Below are 22,537 nucleotides of genomic sequence, written 5' to 3' on the forward strand. Positions count from 1 at the left end.
CGCCGCGCGGTCAGAACGTGGTGGCCACGCCCTCCACCACCGTGCCCGAGCCGTCGACCACGGGCACCAGGCGCCACTTGTCGAAGGCCGTGCACGGGTGCGAGAGGCCCAGCGTCACGACCTGCCCCACGGCGAGAGGCGCCGCACCCTCAACACCCGCCGTGCCCGCGGCGCCCCACCGCACGAACGTGTGCTGGTCGTTCAGTGCCGTCACCTCGAAGGCACCCGGCTCGACCGCCCGCTCCTGGCCGCCGAGCTCGTCGGCCACCGCGAGCACCGTCGGCAGTCCCTCGTCGAAGGGCACATCGCGCTTGCCGGCGTCGAGCAGGCCCAGCCCGGGTTCGGGCTGGGACACCACACGCGCATAGGCGCGCATGGCGGGGCGCAGGGCCTCCTCCGGGGCGACGCCGCGGGTCGCGTCCAGCGGGGAGATGCCGCGGTAGAACCCGCTGTCGTGCACGATGTACGCGCCCGAGCGCAGGATCGCCCGCACGTCCTGGAGGCCCGCGAACGCCTCGGCCACGAGGTCGAAGTACGCGCTGCCCCCGGCGGTCACCCACGGGGTGCCGTCGACGAGTGGCCGCACCTGCTCGACGAGTGCGGCGAGGCGACGGCAGTACGCGCCGACCGTCGCGAGCGACCCCGGGGAGCGGTCGTGCGCGAGCGCGCCCTCGTAGCCGGCGACGCCGCGCAGGGCGAGCACGGGCGAGGCCGCGATGCGCTCGGCGATCGCGACCGCCTCGTCCTCACGGCGCGCGCCCGTGCGCCCGCCGTCGGCCCCGAGCTCGACGAGCACCCCGAGCCGGGCGTCGGCCGGGAGCGACTGCTCCATGAGCCCGACCGCCGCGAGCGAGTCCGCCCAGCACACGACCTCCTGCTCCGTGTGCGCGGCGAGGTGCGCCGCGAGCTGCCGCAGCTGCCCCGGATCCAGGCACATGTTCGCGATCTGCACCGTGGGGATCCCGGCGCGCAGGGCCACGCTCGCCTGCCAGGGCGTGGCGGCCGTGATCCCGGTGGCGCCCGCGGCGAGCTGGCGATGCCAGAGCGTGGGCGCCATCGTCGTCTTGCCGTGCGGCATCAGCTCCAGCCCGCGCGCGCTCGTCCACGCGGCCATCGTGGCGAGGTTGTGGTCCATCGCCTCGCGGTCCAGGACGAACAGCGGCGTCGAGAACTCCGCGAGCGGCGCGTCGAGGTCGGCGACATCGCGGCCGACGAGCACCGCGGGGAAGGACTTGTCGTCGGCGGTGACGGTGCGCGTGGTCGGGGGAGTGGGCTGCGTCGTCGTCATGGTCTCCATCGTCCTCGGTCTCGTGGTGGGTCGGTCAGTTCTCGATGATCCGTGCGAGCCGGGGGAGCTCGTCCGCATCGGCCAGGGCGCTGCCGACGGCCACGACTCGGGCTCCCGCGGCGAGCATGTCCGGGGCGTTCCGCGCGTGCATGCCGCCGGTCGCGACGAAGCGCACGCGCGGGAACGGGCCGCGCATCGCCGTGAACCACTCGGCGCCCAGCACGGAGGCGGGGAACGCCTTCAGCCAGGTCAGCCCGGACTTCTGGGCGATCTGCACCTCGGATGCCGTGGCGACGCCCGGCAGCGAGGGCATGCCCGCCGCCTCGCTCGCGCGGACCACGTCGAGGTCCAGGCCCGGGCTCACGGTGAACGCCGCACCCGCTCGCGCCGAGGCCTGCACGGTCTCCGTGTCGACGACGGTGCCGGCGCCCACGGCCTTCCCGCGCTCGCGCCCCGCTTCGACCACGGCGGCGAGGGCCTCCTCGTCGGCCGGACCCTGGATCGGGACCTCGACCATGTCGATGCCCAGGTCCCAGGCGGTGCGGGCCAGTTCGAGGCTGCGCTCGGTCCCCATGCCCCGCAGGATCGCCATCAGGGGCGCCGCCTGGAAGGCCTCGTTGAACCATCCGCCGCTGTCGCTCGGGGTGCTCACGCCGTCGCCTCCTGGATGTCGCGTGCTGAGCCGTCGCGATCGGCGTGATCGCCGTGCTCGGGGATGTCCTGGGTGCTCGAGAGCGCCCGCGCCGCCCACTGGTGCCCGCGCCCGAGGCGCGAGCGTGCGGACGCGCCCTCGAGAAGGCCGTCGAGCCAGCCGGCGGCGAAGGCATCGCCCGCGCCGACGGCCTCCACGACCTCCACGCGCGGGGTCGGGGCGGCCGTGCGGCCGTCCGCCGAGAACTCGACGGCTTCCACGTCGGCGTCCTTCACCACGAGGTGCGGCACCTCGGGCAGCAGCTCCCGCACGGCGTCCGCGGTGCGCGCTCCCCACAGGGTCTCGGCCTCGTCCCGGCCCACGAACACGATGTCGGCCCGGCGCGCCTCGGCGAGGATTGTGCGCGCGGCCTCGTCGGTCGACGCCCACAGGGCTGGCCGATGGTTCACGTCGAAGCTCACCAGCGCGCCGGCCTCGTGCGCGCGGTCGATGGCCGCGGAGACCAGCGCCCGGCAGCTCTCCGACAGGGCGGGCGTGATGCCGGTCAGGTGCACGATCCGCGCCTGCGCCGCGTCGATCCCGGCGAGATCCTCCGGGCCCAGGCGGGAGGCGGCCGAGCCCCTCCGGTAGTAGGAGACCCCGGCGCCCGGATCCTTCACGTACAGGCCCGTCGGTGCGCCCGCATCGAGGCGAACCCGCGCCACGGACACACCGCTGGCCTCGATGAACGCCCGGACGCGGCGGCCCAGGGGGTCATCGCCCAGGGCGCTGAACCATTCGACCCGGCGTCCGGCCGCGGCGAGGTGGCAGGCGACGTTGGACTCCGCGCCGCCCGTGCCGACGTGGAAGTCGCGGGCGGACTCCAGCGGCTCCGGCCGCGCGGGCGTCACCAGCGCCATCGTCTCCCCGATCGCGAGCAGATCCAGGGGTCGGGATCCGCCTCCTGAGTGTTCCCGCGTCGGGTTCGCCGCGCCGACGTCGCTCGTCATCCCGCGCCCTCCCGTCGTCCTCAGGCCTTCACGCGGGCGACGACGTCGATCTCCACGAGGATGTTCGCGAGCTGCGAGCCGACGGTCGTGCGCACGGGGTACGGCTCGGTGAAGAACTCGGCGTAGGCCTCGTTGAACTCGGCGAAGTCGGCGAGGTCCGCGAGGTGCACGGTGGTCTTCAGGACGGCGTCCATGTCCACGCCGTGCTCGGTGAGGACGGAGCGGACGTTGCGCAGCACCTGTCGGGTCTGCTCGGCGACGGAGTCGGCGACGGCGTTGCCGTTCGCGCGGTCCTGCGGGCCGAAGCCGGCGGTGAACAGCAGGTCGCCGCTGACGATGCCCTGGCTGTAGGGGCCCGCGGGCTGCGGCGCGCTCTCGCTGACGATGGCGGTCTTCTCGATCTTCTGGGTGCTCTCGGTGCTCATGGTGCTCCTTCGGTGGGTGTCCGGTGATGGTGTCAGGGACGGGCGTCCAACGGGGGTTCACCGCGGCCGCCGGGGGCGCAGGCGCGGATGCCTCCGCCGGGGGTGACGCCGGTCAGCCTGCCGTCCGCGAGGACGGGGCGGCCGCCGACGATCACGTCGTCGATCCCCTCGGCGAGCTGCAGCGGCGCGGCGTAGGTCGCCGCGTCCCGCACGCCGTCGGGGTCGACGAGGGCCAGATCGGCGATCGCACCGGGCCGGATGCGGCCGCGATCGCCCAGGTGGAAGCGGTCCACGGCCGCGGTCGACAGGTGCGTCGCGGCCTGCGACCAGCTCAGGTAGCCGTGCTCGCGCACATAGGTGGCGAGGTAGGAGGCGAAGGTCCCGCGGGCGCGGGGATGCGGGTGCGCGCCGATGAAGATGCCATCCGACCCGCCCATGTGCGCCGGGTGCGCGAGCAGCCGTCCCAGGTCCTCGACGGGCCGCTGATGGTGCGCGGCCATGATGGCGTTCGCGTCCAGGCGGGAGGCGACCAGCACGTCCAGGGCCGCATCGACGGCGTCGGTGCCGCGGCGCTGCGCGATCTGGGCCAGGGTGAGGCCCGGCGCCCACGCGAGCTCCGGGGCGGAGGTGTGCGCGAGGGTGATCAGCTCGGGCCACTCCTCGCCGAGGCTCGGGTTCTTCGCGACGCGCGGGAACCACTCGCGGCGCAGGCGCTCCCGCTGCGCAGGGTCCTGCAGCAGCGGCACGAGGTCGTCGGCCCGCATCGCGTTCAGCTCCGGCGGCAGCATGGTCATCGCGAGGATCGAGCAGCCGCGCGTGTACGGGTAGGCGTCGAAGCTCCCGACGACGCCCTGGGCGGTGAGCCAGTCCATGAGCCGTGCGGCCTCGTCGGCCGGGGTGTGGAAGTGCGAGATGTGCACCGGGACGCCGGCGGCGGCGCCGATGCGCCCGGCCTCCTCGACGCCCACCCGCGCGTTGTCCTCGTAGCCGCCGCGCATGTGCGTCACGTACGGCAGGCCCGTGGGCGCGAGCGGCGCGCACAGCGCAGCCATCTCGGCGGCGTCCGCGAAGATCCCCGGCGCGTAGTCCAGCCCGGTGGACAGGCCCACGGCCCCGTCGGCCACGCCCTCTGTCACCAGGGCCACCATGCGCTCGAGCTGCGCGGCCGACGGAGCGTCCTGCGCCGGTCCCATCACCTCGTGGCGCACCGTCCCGGCCGGCACCAGGTAGGCCACGCCCAGGGGGATGCGGCCGTCGTAGCTCGCCAGCAGGTCGGCGACGCGGGCGCCGGGGGAGCGGTTGCCGGAAGAGCGGGTTCCGGGAGAGGCGGACCCCTCCCCGCCCGTCGGCCCCGGGTCGCCGCCGCGGGCCGCGGTTCCTGCCCGTGCCGGGTACCCCGGATGCGCGCCGTTGATCGGTGCGAAGTACTCCGAGGCAAAGGCGCCGTCGCCCGGGGCGAAGGAGACGCCGTCCTGCCCGCCGATGACGGCGGTGATGCCCTGGCGCAGCAGCGCGAGCTGCACGTCCTCGTCGAAGACGGCGGCGTCGGCGTGGGAGTGCGCGTCGACGAAGCCGGGCATCACGAGGCGTCCGTCGGCCTCGATCACGTGCGTCCCGGGGAGGTCGGCGCTCGCGTGTCCCGCGCCCGGCGCGGCGACCTCGACGATGCGCTCGCCGTCCACGAGCAGGTCGGCGCGCACGGGCGCGGTGCCGTCACCGGGGACGACGCGCCCTCCGCGGATCAGCAGCCGGCCCATGTCAGGTCGTCTCCAGGGCGTGGAGCCGGCCGGCGTCGGCCGTATCGGGGCGGATCGAGGCGGCGGCGGTGGCGATCGCTCCGATCAGGCAGATGACGACGACGTAGACGATGACCGGCCAGATCTCGCCGCTCGCCCAGCCCACGAGCGCGGTCGCGATGAAGGGGGCGAGCCCGCCGCCGAGCGTGTTGGAGAGCTGGTAGCCGACGTTCACGCCGGTGGTGCGCTCCTCGACGTCGAACATCTCGGTGAGCAGGGTCGAGAGCGTCCCCTGCATCATGACGCCGGGGATCACGAACCCCACGATCATGCCGAGCCAGATGAGCGCGGGCACGTGCGTCCCGTACAGCAGGAACGCCGGCCAGACGAGCAGGGCGAAGCCGATGCAGCCGGCGATGTAGACGCGGCGGCGGCCCACCCGGTCCGAGAGCGCCCCGTAGGCGGGGGCGACGAAGAACTGCAGCACACCCACGATCATCGTCCCCAGGAAGCCCACCTGGGGCGGGACGCCGCCGGAGACCATGTACGAGAGCCCGTACGTGAGCACGATGTAGCCCGCGATGGACTGCGGGAGCCCGATGAGGATGCCCAGGATCGTGTTCCGGGGGTGGCGCAGCACCTCGACGATGGGGGAGCGGCGCCGGATCCTGCCCAGCTCGATCTCCTGGGTGTGGGTCGTGAACTCCTCGGACTCCTGCAGCTGGCGCCGCAGCAGCACCGCGCAGACGGAGAGCACCAGGGAGAAGACGAAGGGGATCCGCCAGCCCCAGGTCATGAAGAACGAGTCCGGCCCCAGACCCAGGCCCGCCATCATGCCCGCGGAGAGCACGTTCGCGACCCCGGCTCCGCTGATGAGGAAGGCGCCGAACAGGCCGCGCCGGCCGACGGGCGCGTGCTCGACGACCATCGTCGCCGCGCCCCCCATCTCCCCGCCCACGAACAGGCCCTGGAGCATCCGCATCACCAGCAGCAGCACGGGCGCCGCGAGGCCGATCATGTGGTCGGGAGGGATGAATCCGATCGCAGCCGTGGACAGGCCCATGCCGATCACCGTGACCAGCAGCGTGACCTTGCGGCCCATGCGGTCGCCGATGTAGCCGAACACGACGCCGCCGAGGGGACGGAACAGGAAGCCGACGGCGAAGGTCGCGAAGGACTCGAGCTGGGCGACGAAGGGGTCGTTGCCCGAGAAGAACACCTGCGGGAACACCGCGGCGGCCGCGAGTCCGTACAGGTAGTAGTCGAAGTACTCCATCAGGGTGCCGACGGCGCCGCCGGCGATGGTGCGCGCCTGCCTGCGGCGCGGGCGCCCGGGCCCGGTGGTGCCGGGGCCGGCCCCGGCAGGGCTGTGCGCGGCCCGGGACTCCGGGGATCGCTGAGGGGTCGAGGCGCTCATGAGCGCCTCGCGGCGGGGGTCGTCGTCATGGCTCGTGTCCTCCTCGACGTGGCCTGCGGATGGGGCGCGCCCTCACCTCGAGAGGGCGGGGAGCGCGGCAGAAGCGGGGTGATCGGAGCCGGTCGAGCGCCGATGCGGTGCGAGACTACCCAAATGTGTACTGAAATTCTAGGAGCCTGACAGAATGTCTGTGCACCCGGGTGCGATGATGGCGGTGCATCGACGAACGGAGAGTGCCGTGACGACGACCTCAGCTGCGCAGACGGACATGCGCTTCGCCGACATCGACGAGGCCCATCGCGCTCTCGCGCCGGTCATGGAGGCGATCGCCGCCGTCGGCGGGCCGCACTGCGAGGTGGTCCTGCACGACCTCTCGGCGGGCGACCTCGAGCATTCGATCCACGCGATCCTCCACGGCGAGGTCAGCGGCCGAAGGGTCGGCGGCCCCTCCACCAACCTCGGCGCGGAGGTGCTGCACGACCAGAGCCGCGATCACAACGCCTTCGGGTATCGCGCCCGCACGGCCGACGGGCGCGAGCTGATCAGCTCCTCGGTCTACTACCGCGACCACGAGGGCCGCATCATCGCGGCGCTGTGCATCAACCGCGACCTCACCCCGGTGCAGGGCGCGGTGGACGCGCTCACCGCGCTGCTCCCCGCCGCCACAGAGGACGCCGCCTCCGAGCCCCAGGAGCTCGTGGTCCCGAACGTCTCGGACGTCCTGGACGACATGATCGCCGAGGCCGTCGCCGCCGTCGGCAAGCCCGCACCGGCCATGACGAAGGCCGATCGCATCGAGGTGCTGCGACTGCTCGAGGGCAGGGGCGCCTTCCACATCAAGCGCGCCGCCGAGCGGGTCTCCGCGCGGCTCGGCGTCTCGCGGGTGACGACGTACGGGTACCTGGACGAGGTGCGGCGGGGCTGAGCGGCTCCGGTAGCGTCCCTGCCACCGGGCCGCGCTCTCCGCTCGGTCTCCCATGGCGCCCCCGACGAAGACGGTGATCCCCCGATGAGCATCCTCTCCACCTTCGACCTGACCGGCCGCACGGCGATCGTCACCGGCGGCTATCGCGGCCTCGGGCTCGCCTTCGCGCGCGGTCTCGCCGAGGCCGGGGCCGACGTCGTCATCGGCGCCCGCGACGGCGCCGCCTCCCAGGAGGCGGCGCGCGACCTCGCAGAGGAGACCGGTCGGCGCACCCGTGGCATCGCCCTGGACGTCACCGATCCGGCGTCGTGCGAGGCGGCCGTCGCCGCCGCAGTGGAGCTCGGCGGGGGTCTCGACGTGCTCGTGAACAACGCCGGCGCCTGCTTCCACGCACCAGCGCTCGACGTCACCGCGCAGGAGCTGCGCACGGTGCTCGACACGAACGTGGGCGGAGTCTTCGAGATGAGCCGCGCCGCAGCGCGCGCCATGATCCCCGCAGGTCGCGGCTCGATCGTGAACATCGGATCCATGTCCGGAGACATCGTCAACCGCCCCCAGCTGCAGCCGATCTACAACGCCTCCAAGGCCGCCGTCCACCACCTCACGAAGTCGCTCGCGATGGAGTGGGCGGAGCACGGCATCCGCGTGAACGCCGTCGCCCCGGGCTACGTGAAGACCGAGATGGCGCCCGTCGACGACCCGTCCCTGCGCCAGCGCTGGATCGACGACGCCCCCATGAAGCGCTACGCCATGCCCGAGGAGATCGCCCCGGCGGTGCTCTTTTTCGCCTCCGACGCCTCGAGCTTCGCGACGGGCTCCGTGCTCACCGTCGACGGGGGATACACGGTGGTGTGAGTGCGGGAATCCCGGGCGGTCAAGCGACGCCCCGGGTGTTCTCTGCATGCCGTTCGCGGATCCGGCACCGGCGCACTGGCCCGGTGTCGTGCGCCCTCTGATCTCTCGTGTCCCTTGGGCGTAATCGTGCCATTTTGCCAGTTCAGGGGCTTGACGTGTCGTCCCGGGCATTGATCGTTGGGCGCCTCGATGCATTCCGGTCGAGCGCGGACCAACGCGTCCCGTGGATCAGTACTCGTTGCCACAATTACATGTTGCATGTAATCTTCCGGCTCAAGGAGGGCGATGATGACTCAGCCGACACTGGACACGGGATCGATCAGCCGAGGCGATGCGCTGGTGGACCAGGCCTACACGGTCATTCGCGGCGCGATCCTCGACCGGGCGCTCGAACCTGGGGCCCGATTGTCCGTACCGGAGCTCGCGCGTCAACTCGACATCAGCCGGAGCCCGGTCCGTGAGGCGATCGCCCGCATCGAGTACGAGGGGCTCGCGAAGAGCGTGTCCCACCGCGGAGCGGTCGTCGTGGAGATCGGGTTCGACGAGCTGATCGGGATCTACGACCTGCGTGAAGTCCTCGAGGGACTGGCCGCACGGCTCGCGGCCCGATCGTCGGATCCGCAGCTCGCGGAGGCGCTGGAGACGAACTGGAACTCTCACCACGATGCCGTCGAGAGCGGTGACGTGGAGCGACACATGGAGCTCGACGCCGCATTCCACAGACTCGTGCGGGAGGCCAGCGGCAACCGTCGACTGGCGGACAGCCTGCGCAGGCTGCAGGGCCAGATCCGGGTCGCCATGAACACGACGGTCGCCCGCCGCGGCGGCATGCACGCCGCACTCGCCGAGCACCGTTCCCTCATCGATGCGATCACGGCGGGCGATCCGGAAGAAGCAGAATCCGTGGCCCGCCATCACATCGTTCGATTGCGCGAGAGCCTGCACGACGCGGCTCTCGCGGACAACCAGGACCTCGACGAAAGGCACGAATCATGACCACCACCGCTGTGATCGGACTTGGAACCATGGGAGGGCGTATCGCCCGCACCATTTCGGCCGGTGGCCACGAGGTGAGGGGCTTCGACCCCTTCGAAGGGGCTCGCAAGGCTGCTGCCGACTCGGGCATCGACGTCTTTGAGACCGCGGAGGCCGCGCTCCAGGATGCGGAGCTCGTGGTGCTTTCGGTTCCGCGTCCCGAACACGTCCTCGAGACGGCCCGGGGACCGCTCTCCACCGCTCACGGTGCGGTGGTCGCCGATATGTCGACCATCGATCCCGGCACAGCCCGCGAGGCAGCGGGGATCCTTGCGGACCAGGACGTCGTCTACGTCGACGCTCCAGTCCTCGGACGCCCAGACAAGATCGGTCATTGGACCCTTCCCACGGGCGGGCCGGAAGATGCCGCTGAGCTGGCGCGCTCCGTCCTCGAGGGAACGGTGGCCACGAAGGTCATCCGGGTCGGCGACGTCGGTGCCGGGCACGCCGTCAAGGTCCTGAACAACCTGATGTTCGGTGCGATCAATACGATCACCGCTGAGGTCCTCACCACCTGCGAGGCTGCGGGCGTGGACCCGAAGGTCTTCGTCTCGACGGTCGCCGACTCAGGCGCTGCCACGGTGTCGAACCTGTTCCGCGAGATCGCCCCGAAGATGATCGCGGGCGACTTCGACCCCGCGTTCGCGCTGGGGCTGCTGGCCAAGGACAACAAGCTCGCGATCGATCTCGCTCGCTCGGTCGGAGCTCCGACCCATCTCGCGGAGGTCATCGACCGCGTGAACTCCGCGGCCATGGACCAGGGCCTCGCGAATGAGGACACGGGAGTTGTCCGGAAGCTCTACAGCACGCAGGTCGGAAACGTCTGATGAGCGGACTGCCCATCGAGCGCATCGTCGCGCGGGTCCTGGAATGTCCACTCGAGGACCAGGTTCCGATGTCCTTCTCGCAGCTGAGCGCTCGCCGCACATTCCTCGTTGAGGTGCACGCGGGCGGCGCGATCGGGATCGGCGAGAGCTGGATCAACTACCCGAACTGGGGAGCGACCGAAAGGCTGGCGACCCTGCTCGAAGGCGTCGCGCCCCTGGCACTGGGGCGCGACGCAGAAGACCCGGGCGACGTGCTCGACACTCTCATCACCGCGCTCGACGGCGTGGGGCGTCAGTGGGGTGCCCGCGGCCCGATCTGGCAGGCGATCAGCGGCCTCGACATCGCCCTGTGGGACCTGAAGGGACGCTTGGCGGGCGTACCGCTCGCCGCGCTGATCGGGCCGAGGCGCGAGTCCGTCCCCGCGTATGCGAGCGGCGTGGGCCCCACGAAGGTCCGTGAGCTGACCGAACGCGCCGCGGAGATGGGGCTCGGCGCGGTGAAGACGAAGGTGGGCTTCGGCGCGGACACCGATCGCGCCACGATCGCAGCCGTGCGCGAGACCGCACCCGATATGCGGGTCTTCGCCGATGCCAACCAGGCGTGGACTTTCGAGGAGGCCGTCGAGAACGCGACCTGGCTCCGGGATGCCGGCGTCGAGTGGCTCGAGGAGCCCGTCTCCGGAGATTCCCCCCAGGATCTGGTCGCTCTGCACGAGGCCACCGACATGCCGCTCTCGGGCGGCGAGAACGTGTACGGACTCGAGAACCTCGTTCGCTATGCGGGCACAGAGGGTCTGATCCATGTCCAGCCTGACGTCGCGAAGTCCGGAGGGCTCACCATCCCGCTTCGACTGGCCGAGCGCCTCCCTGGAACGGGGTGTGCGCTGAGCCCTCACTGGTACGCCGGGGCCATCGGCCTGCGGGCCTCGATCACGCTCGCGACAACGGTCGAACAGGCCGGATGGATCGAACTCGACGTACGCGACAACCCGCTTCGCGACGCGCTCGTCACCGATGGCTTCCCTCTCTCGGATGGAGCCATCAGCCTTCCCAGCGCCCACGGGCTCGTCGGTGATCTCGACCCCGACGCCGTGGACCGATTCCAAGTCCAGACCGACGAACGGAGACTCCCATGACCGACAACCGCATTCCTGCCGCCCGGATCGCCGGGCGAATCGTCGAGGGCGGTGACGTCCACGACGTGATCGATCCTTCGACCGGCGCGGCGATCGCCAGCGTCGGATGGACGGGCGCCGCCGACGTCGAGAAGGCAGTCAGCGCCGGCGCGCAGGCCTTCCAGCTCTGGTCCGCGACCGCGGCCCGTGAGCGTGCCGCAGCGCTGCGTGCCATCGCCTCCGATCTGCGTGCACAGACGACGGACATCGCTCCCTTGCTCGCAGCCGAGTCGGGAAAGCTCCTCGGCGAGGCGGAGGGTGAGGTCGAGTTCTCCGCCAAGTACTTCGACTGGTTCGCCGACGCTGCTGTGATCGCAGAGGAGGAGACGGGGCGCACCACTGCGAACCGTCGTTTCCGGGTGCGTCGTCATCCCGTCGGTGTCGTCGCCGCGGTCGGAACATGGAACTTCCCCCTTTCGATTCCCGCCCGCAAGATCGCCGCCTCGATCGCGGCCGGCTGTCCGACGGTGCTCAAGCCGAGCGAACGGACGCCGATCTCAGCAGACGCACTCGTGCGGATCTGTGAGAGGCATCTGCCGCGAGGAGTCATCGGGCAGGTCATCGGCGAGGGGATCGAGCTCACGAACGCCCTCATCGATGATCCCCGCGTGGCTGCTGTGACCTTCACGGGCTCCACGCCGATCGGGAAGGTGATCGCCGAGCGCGCTGCACGCACACTGACCCGTGCATGCCTGGAGCTCGGTGGCAGGGCACCCTTCATCGTGCGTGAAGACGCTGACGTGGCCGACGCCGTGGAGCACCTGATGGTCGCGAAACTGCGCAACAACGGGGAGTCGTGCATCGCGGCGAACACGCTGTTCGTGCACGCCTCGCTCGCCGAAGAATTCCGAGATGCTCTCGCTGCACGCCTTGCCGGAGTGCGCCCTGGGCGCCAGGAGGAACCCGACGCCGACTTCGGCCCCCTCATCGACACGAGAGCGGTGGAGAGGCTGCGTGCGCTCGTGGCGCAGGCGGAGCGCGCAGGGAAACGAGTGGTCCGAGGTCCGGAGGGCCCCGATTCCGGGGCCTTCATGCCTGCCGTCCTGGTCGAGGATGCGCGGGACTCCGAGCTGTATGCCCAGGAGATCTTCGGGCCCGTCCTCGCCATGGACATCTATGAGGACGAGGACGCCCTCGTCAGTGAGATTAACGGATGGGGCGTCGGGCTCGCTGGTTACGTGTGCGGGCGTGACATCGCCGCAGCGCAGGAACTCGCCGAGCGACTCCGCATCGGCATCGTCGGCATCAACAACGGTGCCCCGAACACTCCCGAGGTCCCCTTCGGCGGGTTCGGCGACTCGGGCGTCGGGCGTGAGGGCGGATTAGTCGGCTACGACGAGTTCACCGAACTGCAGACCATCTCGGCGGCGCGCTGAGCACACCTTTCAGGAGAGGGACCACCATGGACAGAGTCGTCCTGCGCACGAAGCGCGATGTGATCACGTTCGTCAACGACCACCCGACCGGAAGCTCGCGCGGAAGGATCATCGCTCTCATTGCGCTGGGGTCGATATTCATCGACGCCTACGACTTCACGTCCCTCGCCATCGGGCTGGACACCATGAAGGCGGAGCTGAACCCAACTCCCTTCCAGGTGGGCACCACCACCTCCGCCATGGCGGTGGGCGCCCTGCTGGGGGCGATCTTCGGGGGATACCTCGTCGACAAGCTGGGCAGGTACAAGCTGCTCATCCTCGATCTGGTGCTCTTCGTGGTGGCCGCGCTCGGTTCGGCCCTGTCACCCTCGATCGGGATTCTGATCCTCTGGCGTTTCCTGCTCGGGGTGGGCGTCGGCCTCGACATGCCGGCCGCGCTGAGCCTGGTCGCAGAATTCACGCGCAACAAGGACAAGGGAAAGTTCGTCAACCTCTGGCAGCCCATGTGGTACCTCGCGACCATTACGTCGGCGGCCTTCGTGCTGCCCCTGGTGTTCCTCGGAATGGGGGATCACATGTGGCGTTGGGCCGTGGGTTTCGGCGCGGTGCCGGCCTTGATCGTGCTCGCCCTGCGATTCCTCTTCGCCGACGAGAGCCCCATGTGGGCGGCGCACAATCTCGGCATGGGCGAGGCAGTGAAGATCCTGCGCAAGAACTTCCCCGGTACCGAGTTCGAAATCGAGGAGGGCGAGGAGGAGAAGGAAGCCGACACACGCCTCGGGCGCATATTCGAGAGCGGATACAGAGTGCGCTCCCTCGTCGTCGCCGTGGTGAGCGGCTTCCAAGCGGTCCAGTACTTCGCGGTGGGGTTCTACCTGCCCGTCATCGTCGGCCTCATCTTCGGACTCGATGTCACGTCAATCGTGCTCGGTACGATCCTGCTGAATCTCTTCGGGCTGGTGGGTGGAGGGATCCAACCGTTCCTCACCCACCGCTATGGAGGGCGCGCCCTCACCCTCATCGGCTGCGCCATCTGCGTGGTCGCACTCATCGCAGTGGGTATGGTCGACGTCGCATCGGCCCCGTATCTCGCGGCCATGCTCGTCGGGGCGTTCATCTTCGGCCACTCCTTCGGACCCGGGTCCCAGGGGAAGACGATGGCGACGCTCTCGTACCCGACCGATCTGCGCGGCACAGGAACCGGGTGGGCGGAAGCATGCAGCCGCGTCGGATCGATCGGCGGGTTCTACGTCTTCCCGCTGGTGGTCGCGGCCGTGGGGCTCTCGCACACCATGATCATCCTGGCCGTCGTTCCACTGATCATTTTCATCACTGTGCTCGTGGCCCGATGGGACCCGAAGGACGTGGACATCGAGGGCGGTTCGATCCGTCCCGTGCGCGTCGAGAAGGGGAAGCAGGTCCTGCCTCGGTGAGTTCGCCTCTGCGGATGTGCAGTGCGGTGAACTTCGACGATGGTGTTCCTCGAGTGGACTCCGTGCCACGCACAACGGGTGGCCCGGGGTGCCGTCGTGGATGCGTGGGAGTGCAACGTGCGGCGTGCGAAGCAGCCCCTTACCCCAGATACAGCTGGCCCGGTGCGTCGAACATGGTCTCCGCCATCGCCAGGGACGCGGCGCCGACGGCGCCGACGTGGCCTCCGATCGCGGTTCCCCGCACATCGACCGCGTGGTCGTTCTTCGCCACGTAGTGCTCGTTCACCAGGCTTGGAGCGATCCGCAGGCAGGCGGCCTCGAATGCCGGCCACTGCGGACCGCCGAACACGATGCTGTCCAGGTCCAGCAGGTTGGCCAGCTGCATGCCGACCCGAGCGAAGCCGCGCGCGGCGTCCTCGAGGATCTTCCGGGCCACGGGGTCGCCGCGATGCTCCGAGCGCTCCGCGAGTCGGGACAGTGCGGCTTCCACGGAGCGTGCGTCGTCGAGTTCGGTCCCCTTCTCCAGGGCGCCCTGCTCCACCGCGGTCCCCACGATCCGTGACGGGAGAGAGGAGACAGCCACGCAGCCGCGGCCCCCGCATTCGCACGGCGGCCCATCCGGGTCCGCGGTGAGGTGTCCGATATTGCCCAGATGGGAGAGGCGTCCGGCAGCGTTCCCTGCTCCGCGCAGCGGCTGTCCGTCCAGCACGATCCCGGCTGACACGCCGCTCCCCAGGTAGAGGAAGGCCAGATTCTCCGCATCGCGCGGTGTTCGCCAGATCTCGCCGATCGCTGCGGCGGTGCTGTCCTTCTCGACCACCACCGGCAGGCGCTGGCGCCGCGCGATCTCCTCGCGGAGCTCGACCGTCCCCCACCCAGGAAGCAGGGGAGGGCCGACGACCGATCCGTGCTCGACGTCGAGCGGACCAGGGGTCGCCACACCGAGTCCGGCGACCTCCTCATGCGGGACCGCGGCCTCCTCGAGCAGAGCTCGCACCTGCTCGTCGACCAATTCGAGCACGTGCTCGGGCCCAGGTGCCTGCGGTGTGGGCACGGTCAGCGCATGGACGTCATCGCCGGTGAGGTCGAGCAGCACCAGGGAGAGGCTCGCCGGATCGATGTGGAGTCCGATCGAGTACCGGCCGGTGGGAACGACCTCGTAGACGATGCGTGGAGCGCCCATCCCTGAGCGCACGCGCCCTGACTCCCGGATCAGTCCCGCAGTCACCAGGCGCTGGCAGATGTTCGAGAGCGTCTGCGGTGTCAGTCCCGTGCGCTGCACGAGCTCGCTGCGACTGGTGCCGGGAGAGCGTCGGATCAGGTCGAGGACCAGGACCTGGTTGTACCCGGCGACGCGGGGAAGGTTCGTCCCGCGGCGCCCCGGTCGCTCCATCGCCGGCTGCGGGTACTGCATTGCCATGGGCCGATGGTACGTCGGCCGTTGACTTATTCAAATTGATCATGTCTACTGGCGAATGCCGAGGCTCGACGTGGAGACCTCAGGAGGAGACCTGGTCATGAGACGACGGACGATGCTGGCCGCCGGATTGGCGGCGCTCCCATTGGCCGGCTGCGCCGGCGGGAGAGGGGAAGGCCGACGCGTCTTCCGCCAGTTCGATCCTGCGGATCAGGCGACAGGACTCGCGAAGGCGGTCAAGGCATGGAACGCAGAGCATCCGGATTACACCGTCACCATGGAGACGCTGTCGCCGAACAATCCGCAGCAGTTCGCGCGCGAGGCCAATGCCGGTTCGGGCCCTGACATCGCTCAGCTGGCGTTCACCGATGTGTCCTTCATGGCGGAGCCCCGCATCCTCACGCCGCTCGATCGGCTCATGTCCAGCGAGCCGGCGGAAGGACAGGAAGATCTCCTGGCCACAGACATGACGACGTACGACCGCCAGACCTGGGCGATCCCCTGGACCGCGGACACGATGGCTCTCGTCTACAGGCCCGATGTGCTGGAGAAGGCGGGAGTGGCAGACACTCCCGAGGACTGGGAGGAACTGGCGGAGGTCTCAGCGCGCATCACCAAGGACTCCGGGGGCGATGTCAGTGGTTTCGTGTTCCCGGCGGCCGCCCAGTACTCGAGCGCCCAGTGGTTCCCCATCAACTATTACCTCTGGGCACACGGCTCCCAACTGATCAGGGCCGACGGAGAATCGTGGGAGGTGGCAGTCGACGAGCAGCAGCTCACCGACGCGATGACCTACTTCAACACCTTCTTCACCGAGCGCATCACTCCGGCGGCGATGCAGGCGGTCACCGATTACGGCGACCCGAGCATCGTAGGCGCTCTCGGCGAGGGCAGCTGCGCGATGACGTTCATGCCGCCGACGGCATTCCGTGCCGCACGGGAGAGCATCGACGCCGAGCTGATGACGGCCCCCATGCCGTGCGGCCTCGTCGACGGCGCGACACATCTCGGCGGCCGAGCGCTCGGCATCAACGCGAACTGCGAGGAGCCGGAAGCGGCCTGGGCGTTCGTCTCCCACCTGCTGACCCCGGAGACCTTCGAGCTGTACCCGCAGTACCCGGCGTCGGCCGCGACCCTCGATCGGGTGGACGTGGACCCGTCGGAGCGAGGATTCACGAAGCAGCTCCCGCACTCCGAATCCTTCGCCCGCTACGCGGACGCGCCGATCACGATCGCTTCGCTCCAAGAACAGGTGAACCAGCAGTTCTCCGCCGTCTACTCCGGTCAATCGGAGCCCGAGGACGCGTCGCACAAGCTCCTCGACGCCCTCGCCCGCGGGCTCGAGGAGTGATCGACGTGATCGCATCCCGCCTCCGCTCGGCGCAGCCGTACCTGCTCAGTGCCCCCGCTCTGCTCGTGATCGGACTGCTGTTCCTCATCCCGTCCGTCTACAACGTGGTCCTCGCCTTCCAGCACCTCACGCCCTACCAGTCGCCGGGCGAGGCCGAAGCTGCGGGCCTCGAGAACTTCACCGACCTGTGGAGCAGCGGAGACCTGCCGCACGCCGCACTCAACACCGTTCTCTGGCTGACAGCGGCGACCGTGGTCCTGCGCCTCGGCATCGGGCTGGGGCTGGCCCTCGCTCTGGAGTCCCCGATCCTGAGGCGGTGGCGGCTCCGCGGCGTCTCCCGCACGATCATCCTCATCCCGTGGATGGTCCCCCAGGTCGTCGCGATCGCAGCGTGGCGGTGGATCCTCGACGGGAGCACGGGCGTGCTGAACCAGGCGCTCACCGGGCTCGGGCTCATCGATCAGGGCGTCCCCTTCCTCGCGCAGACCAGCACCGTGTGGTGGTCGATCATCGCGATCATCGTCTGGCGCGAGCTCCCGTTCGTGGTCATGGTGCTCGTGGCCGGACTGCAATCGATCCCGGCGGAGCAGTACGAGGCCGCCGCGGTCGATGGCGCTGGTCGATGGGCGTCCTGGCGCAGCGTCACCGTTCCGCACCTGCGTCCCGTGCTGACCGTCGTGGTGCTGGTGACCGTGATCCAGACCTTCAACAATTTCGTGTACGTCTGGCTCACCACGGGCGGCGGACCGGGGAATGCGACCGCCGTGCTGGCCACCGAGCTGTACAGCGCCGCGTTCTTCGACAACGACCTCGGCGCGGGCGCGGCGATCGGATTGCTGATGACGGCGATCATGGCGATCTTCGCCGTCGTCTACCTGCGTGTCACCTCCACGAAGGGGGATTCCCGATGACGACGGCACGTTCCGACCGGATGACCGTGGCCCGGTCCCGGCCCGCACCACGGCGAGCATCGCGTGAGAACAGGCGTCCGCGGGACCTCGTGTTCCTCGTGCCGTTCGCCGTCGTCCTCCTGGTGATCCTCTTCCCCGTGATCTGGATGCTCTACAGCTCTCTGCGCCCGGTGCAAGCCATCTCGCAGGGCATCACCTGGCGCAACGTCTTCTCGGGACTCAGCCTGGACTCGTACGCGCGCCTGTTCGAGCAGACGGGATTCGGGCGCTACCTGCCCAACAGCATCATCGTGTGCGTCAGCGGGACCGTCATCACGGTGGCGATCGCGACGCTCGCCGGGTTCGCGCTCTCGCGCTTCGCGTTCCGGGGGAGGCCGGCCGTGATGCTGGTGCTGGTCGCCACGCAGCTGCTCCCCTTCGTCGTGCTGATCACCCCGGTCTACCTCCTCTTCGCCGAGCTGAGGCTGCTGAACTCCTTCGCCGGGCTGATCATCGTCTACGTCGCGATCACCACCCCGCTCGCCACGCTCCTCATGACCGGATTCCTGAACGCCGTGCCGCAGACGCTCGATGAGGCGGCGAGGATCGACGGGGCCTCGACGCTCACGGTCATCGTGCGCGTGATCGCGCCGCTGGTCTGGCCCGGGATCGTCACGGTCGGGGTCACCACATTCATCGCCATGTGGGATGAGTTCCTGTTCGCGCAGGTGTTCCTGACCAGCGACTCCCTGAAGACCGTTCAGGTGGGCATCGCGGGGCTCTTCGGCGAGTACGGCACGGACTGGGGAGTCGTCATGGCCGCCTCCGTGGTCGCCGCTCTGCCCACCGTGGTCCTGTTCTCCCTGCTGCAGCGTCGGCTCGTCGCCGGCATGACCGCGGGAGCCGTGAAGGAGTGAAGATGACAGAGCCGAGCCGCCCCAACATCGTGATCGTGTTCGCCGACGACCTCGGCTGGGGTGACCTCGGCTGCTTCGGGGCCGAGGACATACCCACCCCGCACCTCGACGCCCTCTGCGCGGCCGGGGTCCGGCTTCCCCAGTGGTACGCGAACTCCCCGGTGTGCTCGCCCTCGCGGGCCGCGCTGATGACCGGGCGATACCCCGCCCACGCCGGTGTGGAATCCATCCTCGGCGGCACCCGGCGCACGCCCGGGCTGCCCCATCAGCCCACCCTCGCCTCGCACCTGCGTGAGCGCGGGTATCGGACGGGCCTGTTCGGCAAGTGGCACCTGGGGGCCGACCCCGCCTACGCGCCCGCTCGTTTCGGGTTCGACGAGACCTTCGGCTTCCGCGCCGGCTGCGTCGACTACTACTCGCACATCTTCTACTGGGGAGACCACAACCCGGTGCACGACCTCTGGGACGGGGACGACGAGGTGTGGCGCAACGGCGAGTACCTCACCACGGTCATCGGGGACCGCGCCGCAGAGTTCATCACTCGTACCGCGCCCGAATCGCCCTTCTTCTGCTACGTCCCCTTCAATGCGCCGCACTACCCGATGCACGCGCCCGACGAGCACATGCGGCGCGTCGATCACCTGCCTCCCGGGCGACGGGAGAGCGCGGCGATGATCGCCGCGATGGACGATGCCGTCGGCGAGATCCTCGCGGCCCTCGATCGCAGCGGCGTCCGGGACGACACGATCGTGCTGTTCTCCTCCGACAACGGGCCCTCCCGCGAGAGCCGCAACTGGCTGGACGGCGAGGAGATCTCCTACACGGGCGGCTCCGCCGGCGGGCTCCGCGGCTCGAAGGGATCCGTGTTCGAAGGGGGGATCCGCGTGCCCGGCATCGTCTCCTGGCCCGCGCAGCTCCGCTCCGGCGCCGAGTACGACCAGGTGGGAACGATGATGGACCTGCTGCCGACGCTCCTGCACGCCGTGGACGGCGAGGAGCCGGAGCTGCCCGAGGTCGACGGGATCTCACTGCTCGATGCGCTGCGGGCCGAAGGTGGAATCGCGGGCGGAGGTGAGGGCGACGTCCCATCGGCGGGCGAGTCCGCCGAGCGTGCCGTCGTGTGGGAGTACCAGGGCCAGTACGCGGTGCGGCGAGGTCGCTTCAAGCTCGTCCACGATGCTCGCGAGGGCATGGACCCGCCCGCTGCAGTGAGCGCTGCACTCTTCGACCTCGAGACCGACCCGCAGGAGTCGACGGACGTCTCCGGGCAGGCGCCCCGGATCGTGGCCGACCTCGAACGCGTGCTCAGCAGCTATCAGGAGGCCGCCGTGCAGTGGGAGCAATCCCGCCGCGACGGCTGAGGGCGACACGCCTCCCGGGCCGCGCCCGCGTCCCGGGGCCTCTCCTCACGCGGCCGAGCGCCGCGCCCTGCGGTCGGCCTGCAGGTCCGGGTCCGCCACCGGGGCGGCGGCGATCAGGCGCCGGGTGTACTCCTGGGTCGGATCGTGGAGCACCCGGGCGCTGTCGTCCGTCTCCACGAGGGCCCCGGAGCGCATGACCGCCACGCGTCCGCACAGCTGGTCGACGACCGCGAGGTCGTGCGTGATGAACAGGCACCCGAAGCCCAGGGACTCCTGCAGCTCGCGGAAGACGTCGAGGACCTGCGCCTGCACGGAGACGTCGAGGGCGCTCGTGGGTTCGTCCGCGATGAGCAGGGCGGGATCGAGGGCGAGTGCTCGGGCGATCGCGACCCTCTGGCACTGGCCGCCGGAGAGCTGGTGCGGCCGGCGGTGGCGCCAGGAGTCGTCGAGGCCGACGCCCGCGAGCAGTCGCGAGGTGCGCTCCTCGAGCTGCTCCCCGGAGAGCCCGAGGATCTTCACGAGGGGCTCGGTGACGGTCCGCTCCACGGTGTACCGGGGGTTCAGGGAGGAGCGCGGGCTCTGGAACACGACGCCCACGCGCCGGCGCATCGCGCGGCGTTCGACGCGGCCCGCGGTGACCACATCGCGGCCCTCGACGAGGATCGAGCCCTGGGCGACCGGCACGAGCCCGACGATCGCGCGGCCGATGGTGGTCTTCCCGCTCCCGGACTCGCCGACCAGGCCCAGGATCTCGCCGGGCGCGACATCCAGGCCGACCCCGTCGACCGCCCGCGACCGGCGAGCGCCGCGCCCGTAGTCGACGCAGAGGTCGCGGATCGAGAGCGCTGCGTCAGGATCGCCCGCCGACCCCGCGCGGCCCGCGCCCTCGTGTGAGTCCCCGGTCGCGCCCTGGGACGGGCCCTCGGTCGTCCCCGGGTCCTCGCCCCCGGGCTCGCGATGCGGAGCCGGCTCCCGCCCGGGCCGTTCGTCGATCTCGAGGCGCGGCACGGCCTCCAGCAGCGTGCGCGTGTACTCCTCGCGCGGGGATCCCAGCACCTGGCGCACGGGCCCCTGCTCGACGACCTTCCCGTCCTTGAGCACGACCACCGCGTCGGCGAGGTCGGCCACGACGCCCATGTCGTGGGTGATGAGCAGCACCGCCGTGCCCGTGGACTCCCGCAGGCGGCGCAGCACGTCGAGGACCTCCGCCTGCACGGTGACGTCCAGGGCGGTGGTCGGCTCGTCGGCGATCAGCAGGTCCGGACGGGAGGCGAGCGCCATCGCGATCATCACGCGCTGGCACTGCCCGCCGGAGAGCTGGTGCGGGTACCTGCGCAGCGCGCCCTCCGGGTCCGGGATGTCGACCTCGCGCAGGAGCTCGAGGCTGCGCTCGCGCACCTCGCGGCGGCTGGTCCCGGGGGCGGCGCGTCGCACCACCTCGGCCAGCTGGAAGCCGATGCTGAAGACCGGGTCGAGCGAGGCCGTGGGGTCCTGGAAGATCATCGAGACCCGTCGGCCCCGCAGCTCGGGCAGAGGACTGGGACCGTCGCCGAGCACCTCCACCAAGCGATCGTCGGCGCCGCGCACGCGGATCGAGCCGGTGATCCGGGCGTCCTCGGGAGCGATGCCGAGGATCGACATCGCGGTCATGGATTTGCCCGAGCCGGACTCGCCGACCACGGCCACGACCTCCGCCTGATGGACCTCGAAGGACGCCCCGTCGACCGCGAGGACCTCGTCCTCGTCGGTCTCGAAGCGCACCCGGAGATCCGCGATCTCCAGGACCGCCGCGGAGTCCTCGTCGCCGTGCTCCGACGCGTCCGGCCTCGTGCTCATGGTCAGTCCTCTTCCTCGTGGGTGGTCGGGGAGCGGTTCTTCCGGTTCCCGCTGCGGCGCTCGGCCTTGAACGCCTCCCACTCCGCGAGCATCGCCCGGTGATGCCCCTGGAGCCAGGTCATGTAGTCGCGCCCGTTCTCCAGGCGCTCGCGGACGGGGGCGTCCGCCGGGTCGTCGGGATCGGTGGTCGCGAGGCCGTGGGCGATCACGTCGCGCTGGCGGTCGAGGTAGCGGCGCTCGGTCGCGAGCCAGCTGCCCCAGACGTCCGTCTCGGTGCGGAAGTAGTGGCGGCGGTCCCCGGGGATCACGTGCCGCTTGACGAAGCCCGACTCCACCAGGCGCCGGGTGGCCATGGAGATCGCCCCCGAGCTCGCCTGCAGGCCCTGCGCGAGCTGCGCCGAGGAGGTGTGGTCGGCCTGGGTCATCATCAGATAGCCGAGCACGCGGCCGTCGGTGAGGGGGAGCCCTGCGGCGTGGTTCATCATCACGGCGAGGTCTTCGACGAAGCCCTGGCGATCGGCGTCGAGGTACACGTCGTGCTCGGCAGGCTCCTGCGCGTCCTCGGTGCTCCTGCGCGGATCGCTGCGGTCCTCGGGCATGCTCTCTCCTCCATCCGTCCGGGGTCGTCGGCC

The 22,537-nt window shown here is 70.4% G+C and carries 20 protein-coding genes; 11 read left to right on the plus strand and 9 right to left on the minus strand.

Going from position 1 to position 22,537, the window contains the following annotated elements:
- Positions 1–10: 10 nt before the first annotated feature.
- From M4486_RS16805 to M4486_RS16830, 6 genes are read right to left on the minus strand one after another with little or no spacing between them, the layout of a single operon-like run.
- A complete protein-coding gene (locus M4486_RS16805) occupies positions 11–1,288 on the minus strand; it encodes an alanine racemase (protein WP_249478474.1) in 1,278 nt (425 codons plus the stop codon).
- Positions 1,289–1,322: 34 nt separating this feature from the next.
- A complete protein-coding gene (locus tag M4486_RS16810; RefSeq protein WP_249478475.1) occupies positions 1,323–1,940 on the minus strand; it encodes a bifunctional 4-hydroxy-2-oxoglutarate aldolase/2-dehydro-3-deoxy-phosphogluconate aldolase in 618 nt (205 codons plus the stop codon).
- On the minus strand, positions 1,937–2,929 hold the full coding sequence (locus M4486_RS16815) for a sugar kinase (RefSeq protein ID WP_249478476.1): 993 nt from the start codon (positions 2,927–2,929) through the stop codon (positions 1,937–1,939). The genes M4486_RS16810 and M4486_RS16815 overlap by 4 nt, the downstream gene beginning before the upstream one ends.
- Positions 2,930–2,949: 20 nt before the next feature.
- Positions 2,950–3,354 carry a RidA family protein gene (locus M4486_RS16820; RefSeq protein WP_228357248.1) on the minus strand — a complete coding sequence of 135 codons (405 nt, stop codon included), beginning with the start codon at positions 3,352–3,354 and terminating at the stop codon, positions 2,950–2,952.
- Between the two features lie 32 nt (positions 3,355–3,386).
- Positions 3,387–5,111, minus strand: a complete 1,725-nt coding sequence (locus tag M4486_RS16825) for an N-acyl-D-amino-acid deacylase family protein (protein ID WP_249478477.1) — start codon at positions 5,109–5,111, stop codon at positions 3,387–3,389.
- A gap of 1 nt (position 5,112) precedes the next feature.
- Complete coding sequence (locus M4486_RS16830) at positions 5,113–6,507, minus strand: MFS transporter (RefSeq protein WP_249478478.1); 1,395 nt, start codon at positions 6,505–6,507, stop codon at positions 5,113–5,115.
- A 238-nt stretch (positions 6,508–6,745) separates the two neighbouring features.
- On the opposite strand from M4486_RS16830, the gene M4486_RS16835 reads away from it, so the two are divergent.
- The 7 genes from M4486_RS16835 (at position 6,746) to M4486_RS16865 (ending at position 14,133) form a co-directional block, all read left to right on the plus strand.
- Positions 6,746–7,432: a helix-turn-helix transcriptional regulator gene (locus M4486_RS16835; RefSeq protein ID WP_249478479.1), complete on the plus strand. Its 687-nt coding sequence runs from the start codon at positions 6,746–6,748 to the stop codon at positions 7,430–7,432.
- A gap of 84 nt (positions 7,433–7,516) precedes the next feature.
- Positions 7,517–8,287: a glucose 1-dehydrogenase gene (locus M4486_RS16840; RefSeq protein WP_249478480.1), complete on the plus strand. Its 771-nt coding sequence runs from the start codon at positions 7,517–7,519 to the stop codon at positions 8,285–8,287.
- 288 nt (positions 8,288–8,575) lie between these two features.
- Positions 8,576–9,283, plus strand: coding sequence for a GntR family transcriptional regulator (locus tag M4486_RS16845; protein WP_249478481.1), 708 nt, complete (start codon positions 8,576–8,578; stop codon positions 9,281–9,283).
- Entirely contained in the window at positions 9,280–10,149 is an 870-nt protein-coding gene (locus M4486_RS16850) for an NAD(P)-dependent oxidoreductase (RefSeq protein ID WP_249478482.1), read from the plus strand. The genes M4486_RS16845 and M4486_RS16850 overlap by 4 nt, the downstream gene beginning before the upstream one ends.
- Positions 10,150–10,217: 68 nt before the next feature.
- A complete protein-coding gene (locus M4486_RS16855) occupies positions 10,218–11,285 on the plus strand; it encodes a mandelate racemase/muconate lactonizing enzyme family protein (RefSeq protein ID WP_283257983.1) in 1,068 nt (355 codons plus the stop codon).
- Entirely contained in the window at positions 11,282–12,700 is a 1,419-nt protein-coding gene (locus M4486_RS16860; protein ID WP_249478484.1) for an aldehyde dehydrogenase family protein, read from the plus strand. The genes M4486_RS16855 and M4486_RS16860 overlap by 4 nt, the downstream gene beginning before the upstream one ends.
- A gap of 26 nt (positions 12,701–12,726) precedes the next feature.
- On the plus strand, positions 12,727–14,133 hold the full coding sequence (locus M4486_RS16865; RefSeq protein WP_249478485.1) for an MFS transporter: 1,407 nt from the start codon (positions 12,727–12,729) through the stop codon (positions 14,131–14,133).
- A gap of 139 nt (positions 14,134–14,272) precedes the next feature.
- On the opposite strand, the gene M4486_RS16870 is transcribed toward M4486_RS16865, so the two are convergent.
- Positions 14,273–15,553, minus strand: coding sequence for an ROK family transcriptional regulator (locus M4486_RS16870; protein ID WP_249478486.1), 1,281 nt, complete (start codon positions 15,551–15,553; stop codon positions 14,273–14,275).
- A 112-nt stretch (positions 15,554–15,665) separates the two neighbouring features.
- On the opposite strand from M4486_RS16870, the gene M4486_RS16875 reads away from it, so the two are divergent.
- Genes M4486_RS16875 through M4486_RS16890 form a run of 4 tightly spaced genes read left to right on the plus strand, consistent with a single transcriptional unit; the run spans position 15,666 to position 20,069 of the window.
- Positions 15,666–16,901, plus strand: coding sequence for an ABC transporter substrate-binding protein (locus M4486_RS16875; RefSeq protein WP_283257984.1), 1,236 nt, complete (start codon positions 15,666–15,668; stop codon positions 16,899–16,901).
- Positions 16,902–16,906: 5 nt separating this feature from the next.
- A complete protein-coding gene (locus M4486_RS16880) occupies positions 16,907–17,812 on the plus strand; it encodes a carbohydrate ABC transporter permease (RefSeq protein WP_249478488.1) in 906 nt (301 codons plus the stop codon).
- Positions 17,809–18,708 carry a carbohydrate ABC transporter permease gene (locus tag M4486_RS16885; RefSeq protein WP_249478489.1) on the plus strand — a complete coding sequence of 300 codons (900 nt, stop codon included), beginning with the start codon at positions 17,809–17,811 and terminating at the stop codon, positions 18,706–18,708. The genes M4486_RS16880 and M4486_RS16885 overlap by 4 nt, the downstream gene beginning before the upstream one ends.
- 2 nt (positions 18,709–18,710) lie before the next feature.
- Positions 18,711–20,069, plus strand: coding sequence for a sulfatase-like hydrolase/transferase (locus tag M4486_RS16890; protein WP_249478490.1), 1,359 nt, complete (start codon positions 18,711–18,713; stop codon positions 20,067–20,069).
- A gap of 45 nt (positions 20,070–20,114) precedes the next feature.
- Here the strand turns inward: M4486_RS16890 and M4486_RS16895 are convergent, their stop codons facing one another.
- Together M4486_RS16895 and M4486_RS16900 are read right to left on the minus strand one after the other, a co-directional pair.
- Positions 20,115–21,905 (minus strand): dipeptide ABC transporter ATP-binding protein, encoded by a 1,791-nt coding sequence (locus M4486_RS16895; protein ID WP_249478491.1) that lies wholly within the window; start codon positions 21,903–21,905, stop codon positions 20,115–20,117.
- Positions 21,906–21,907: 2 nt separating this feature from the next.
- On the minus strand, positions 21,908–22,504 hold the full coding sequence (locus M4486_RS16900; protein ID WP_249478492.1) for a GbsR/MarR family transcriptional regulator: 597 nt from the start codon (positions 22,502–22,504) through the stop codon (positions 21,908–21,910).
- Positions 22,505–22,537 lie beyond the last annotated feature (33 nt).

It is taken from the genome of Brachybacterium kimchii (genome assembly GCF_023373525.1).
Taxonomy (GTDB): domain Bacteria; phylum Actinomycetota; class Actinomycetes; order Actinomycetales; family Dermabacteraceae; genus Brachybacterium; species Brachybacterium kimchii.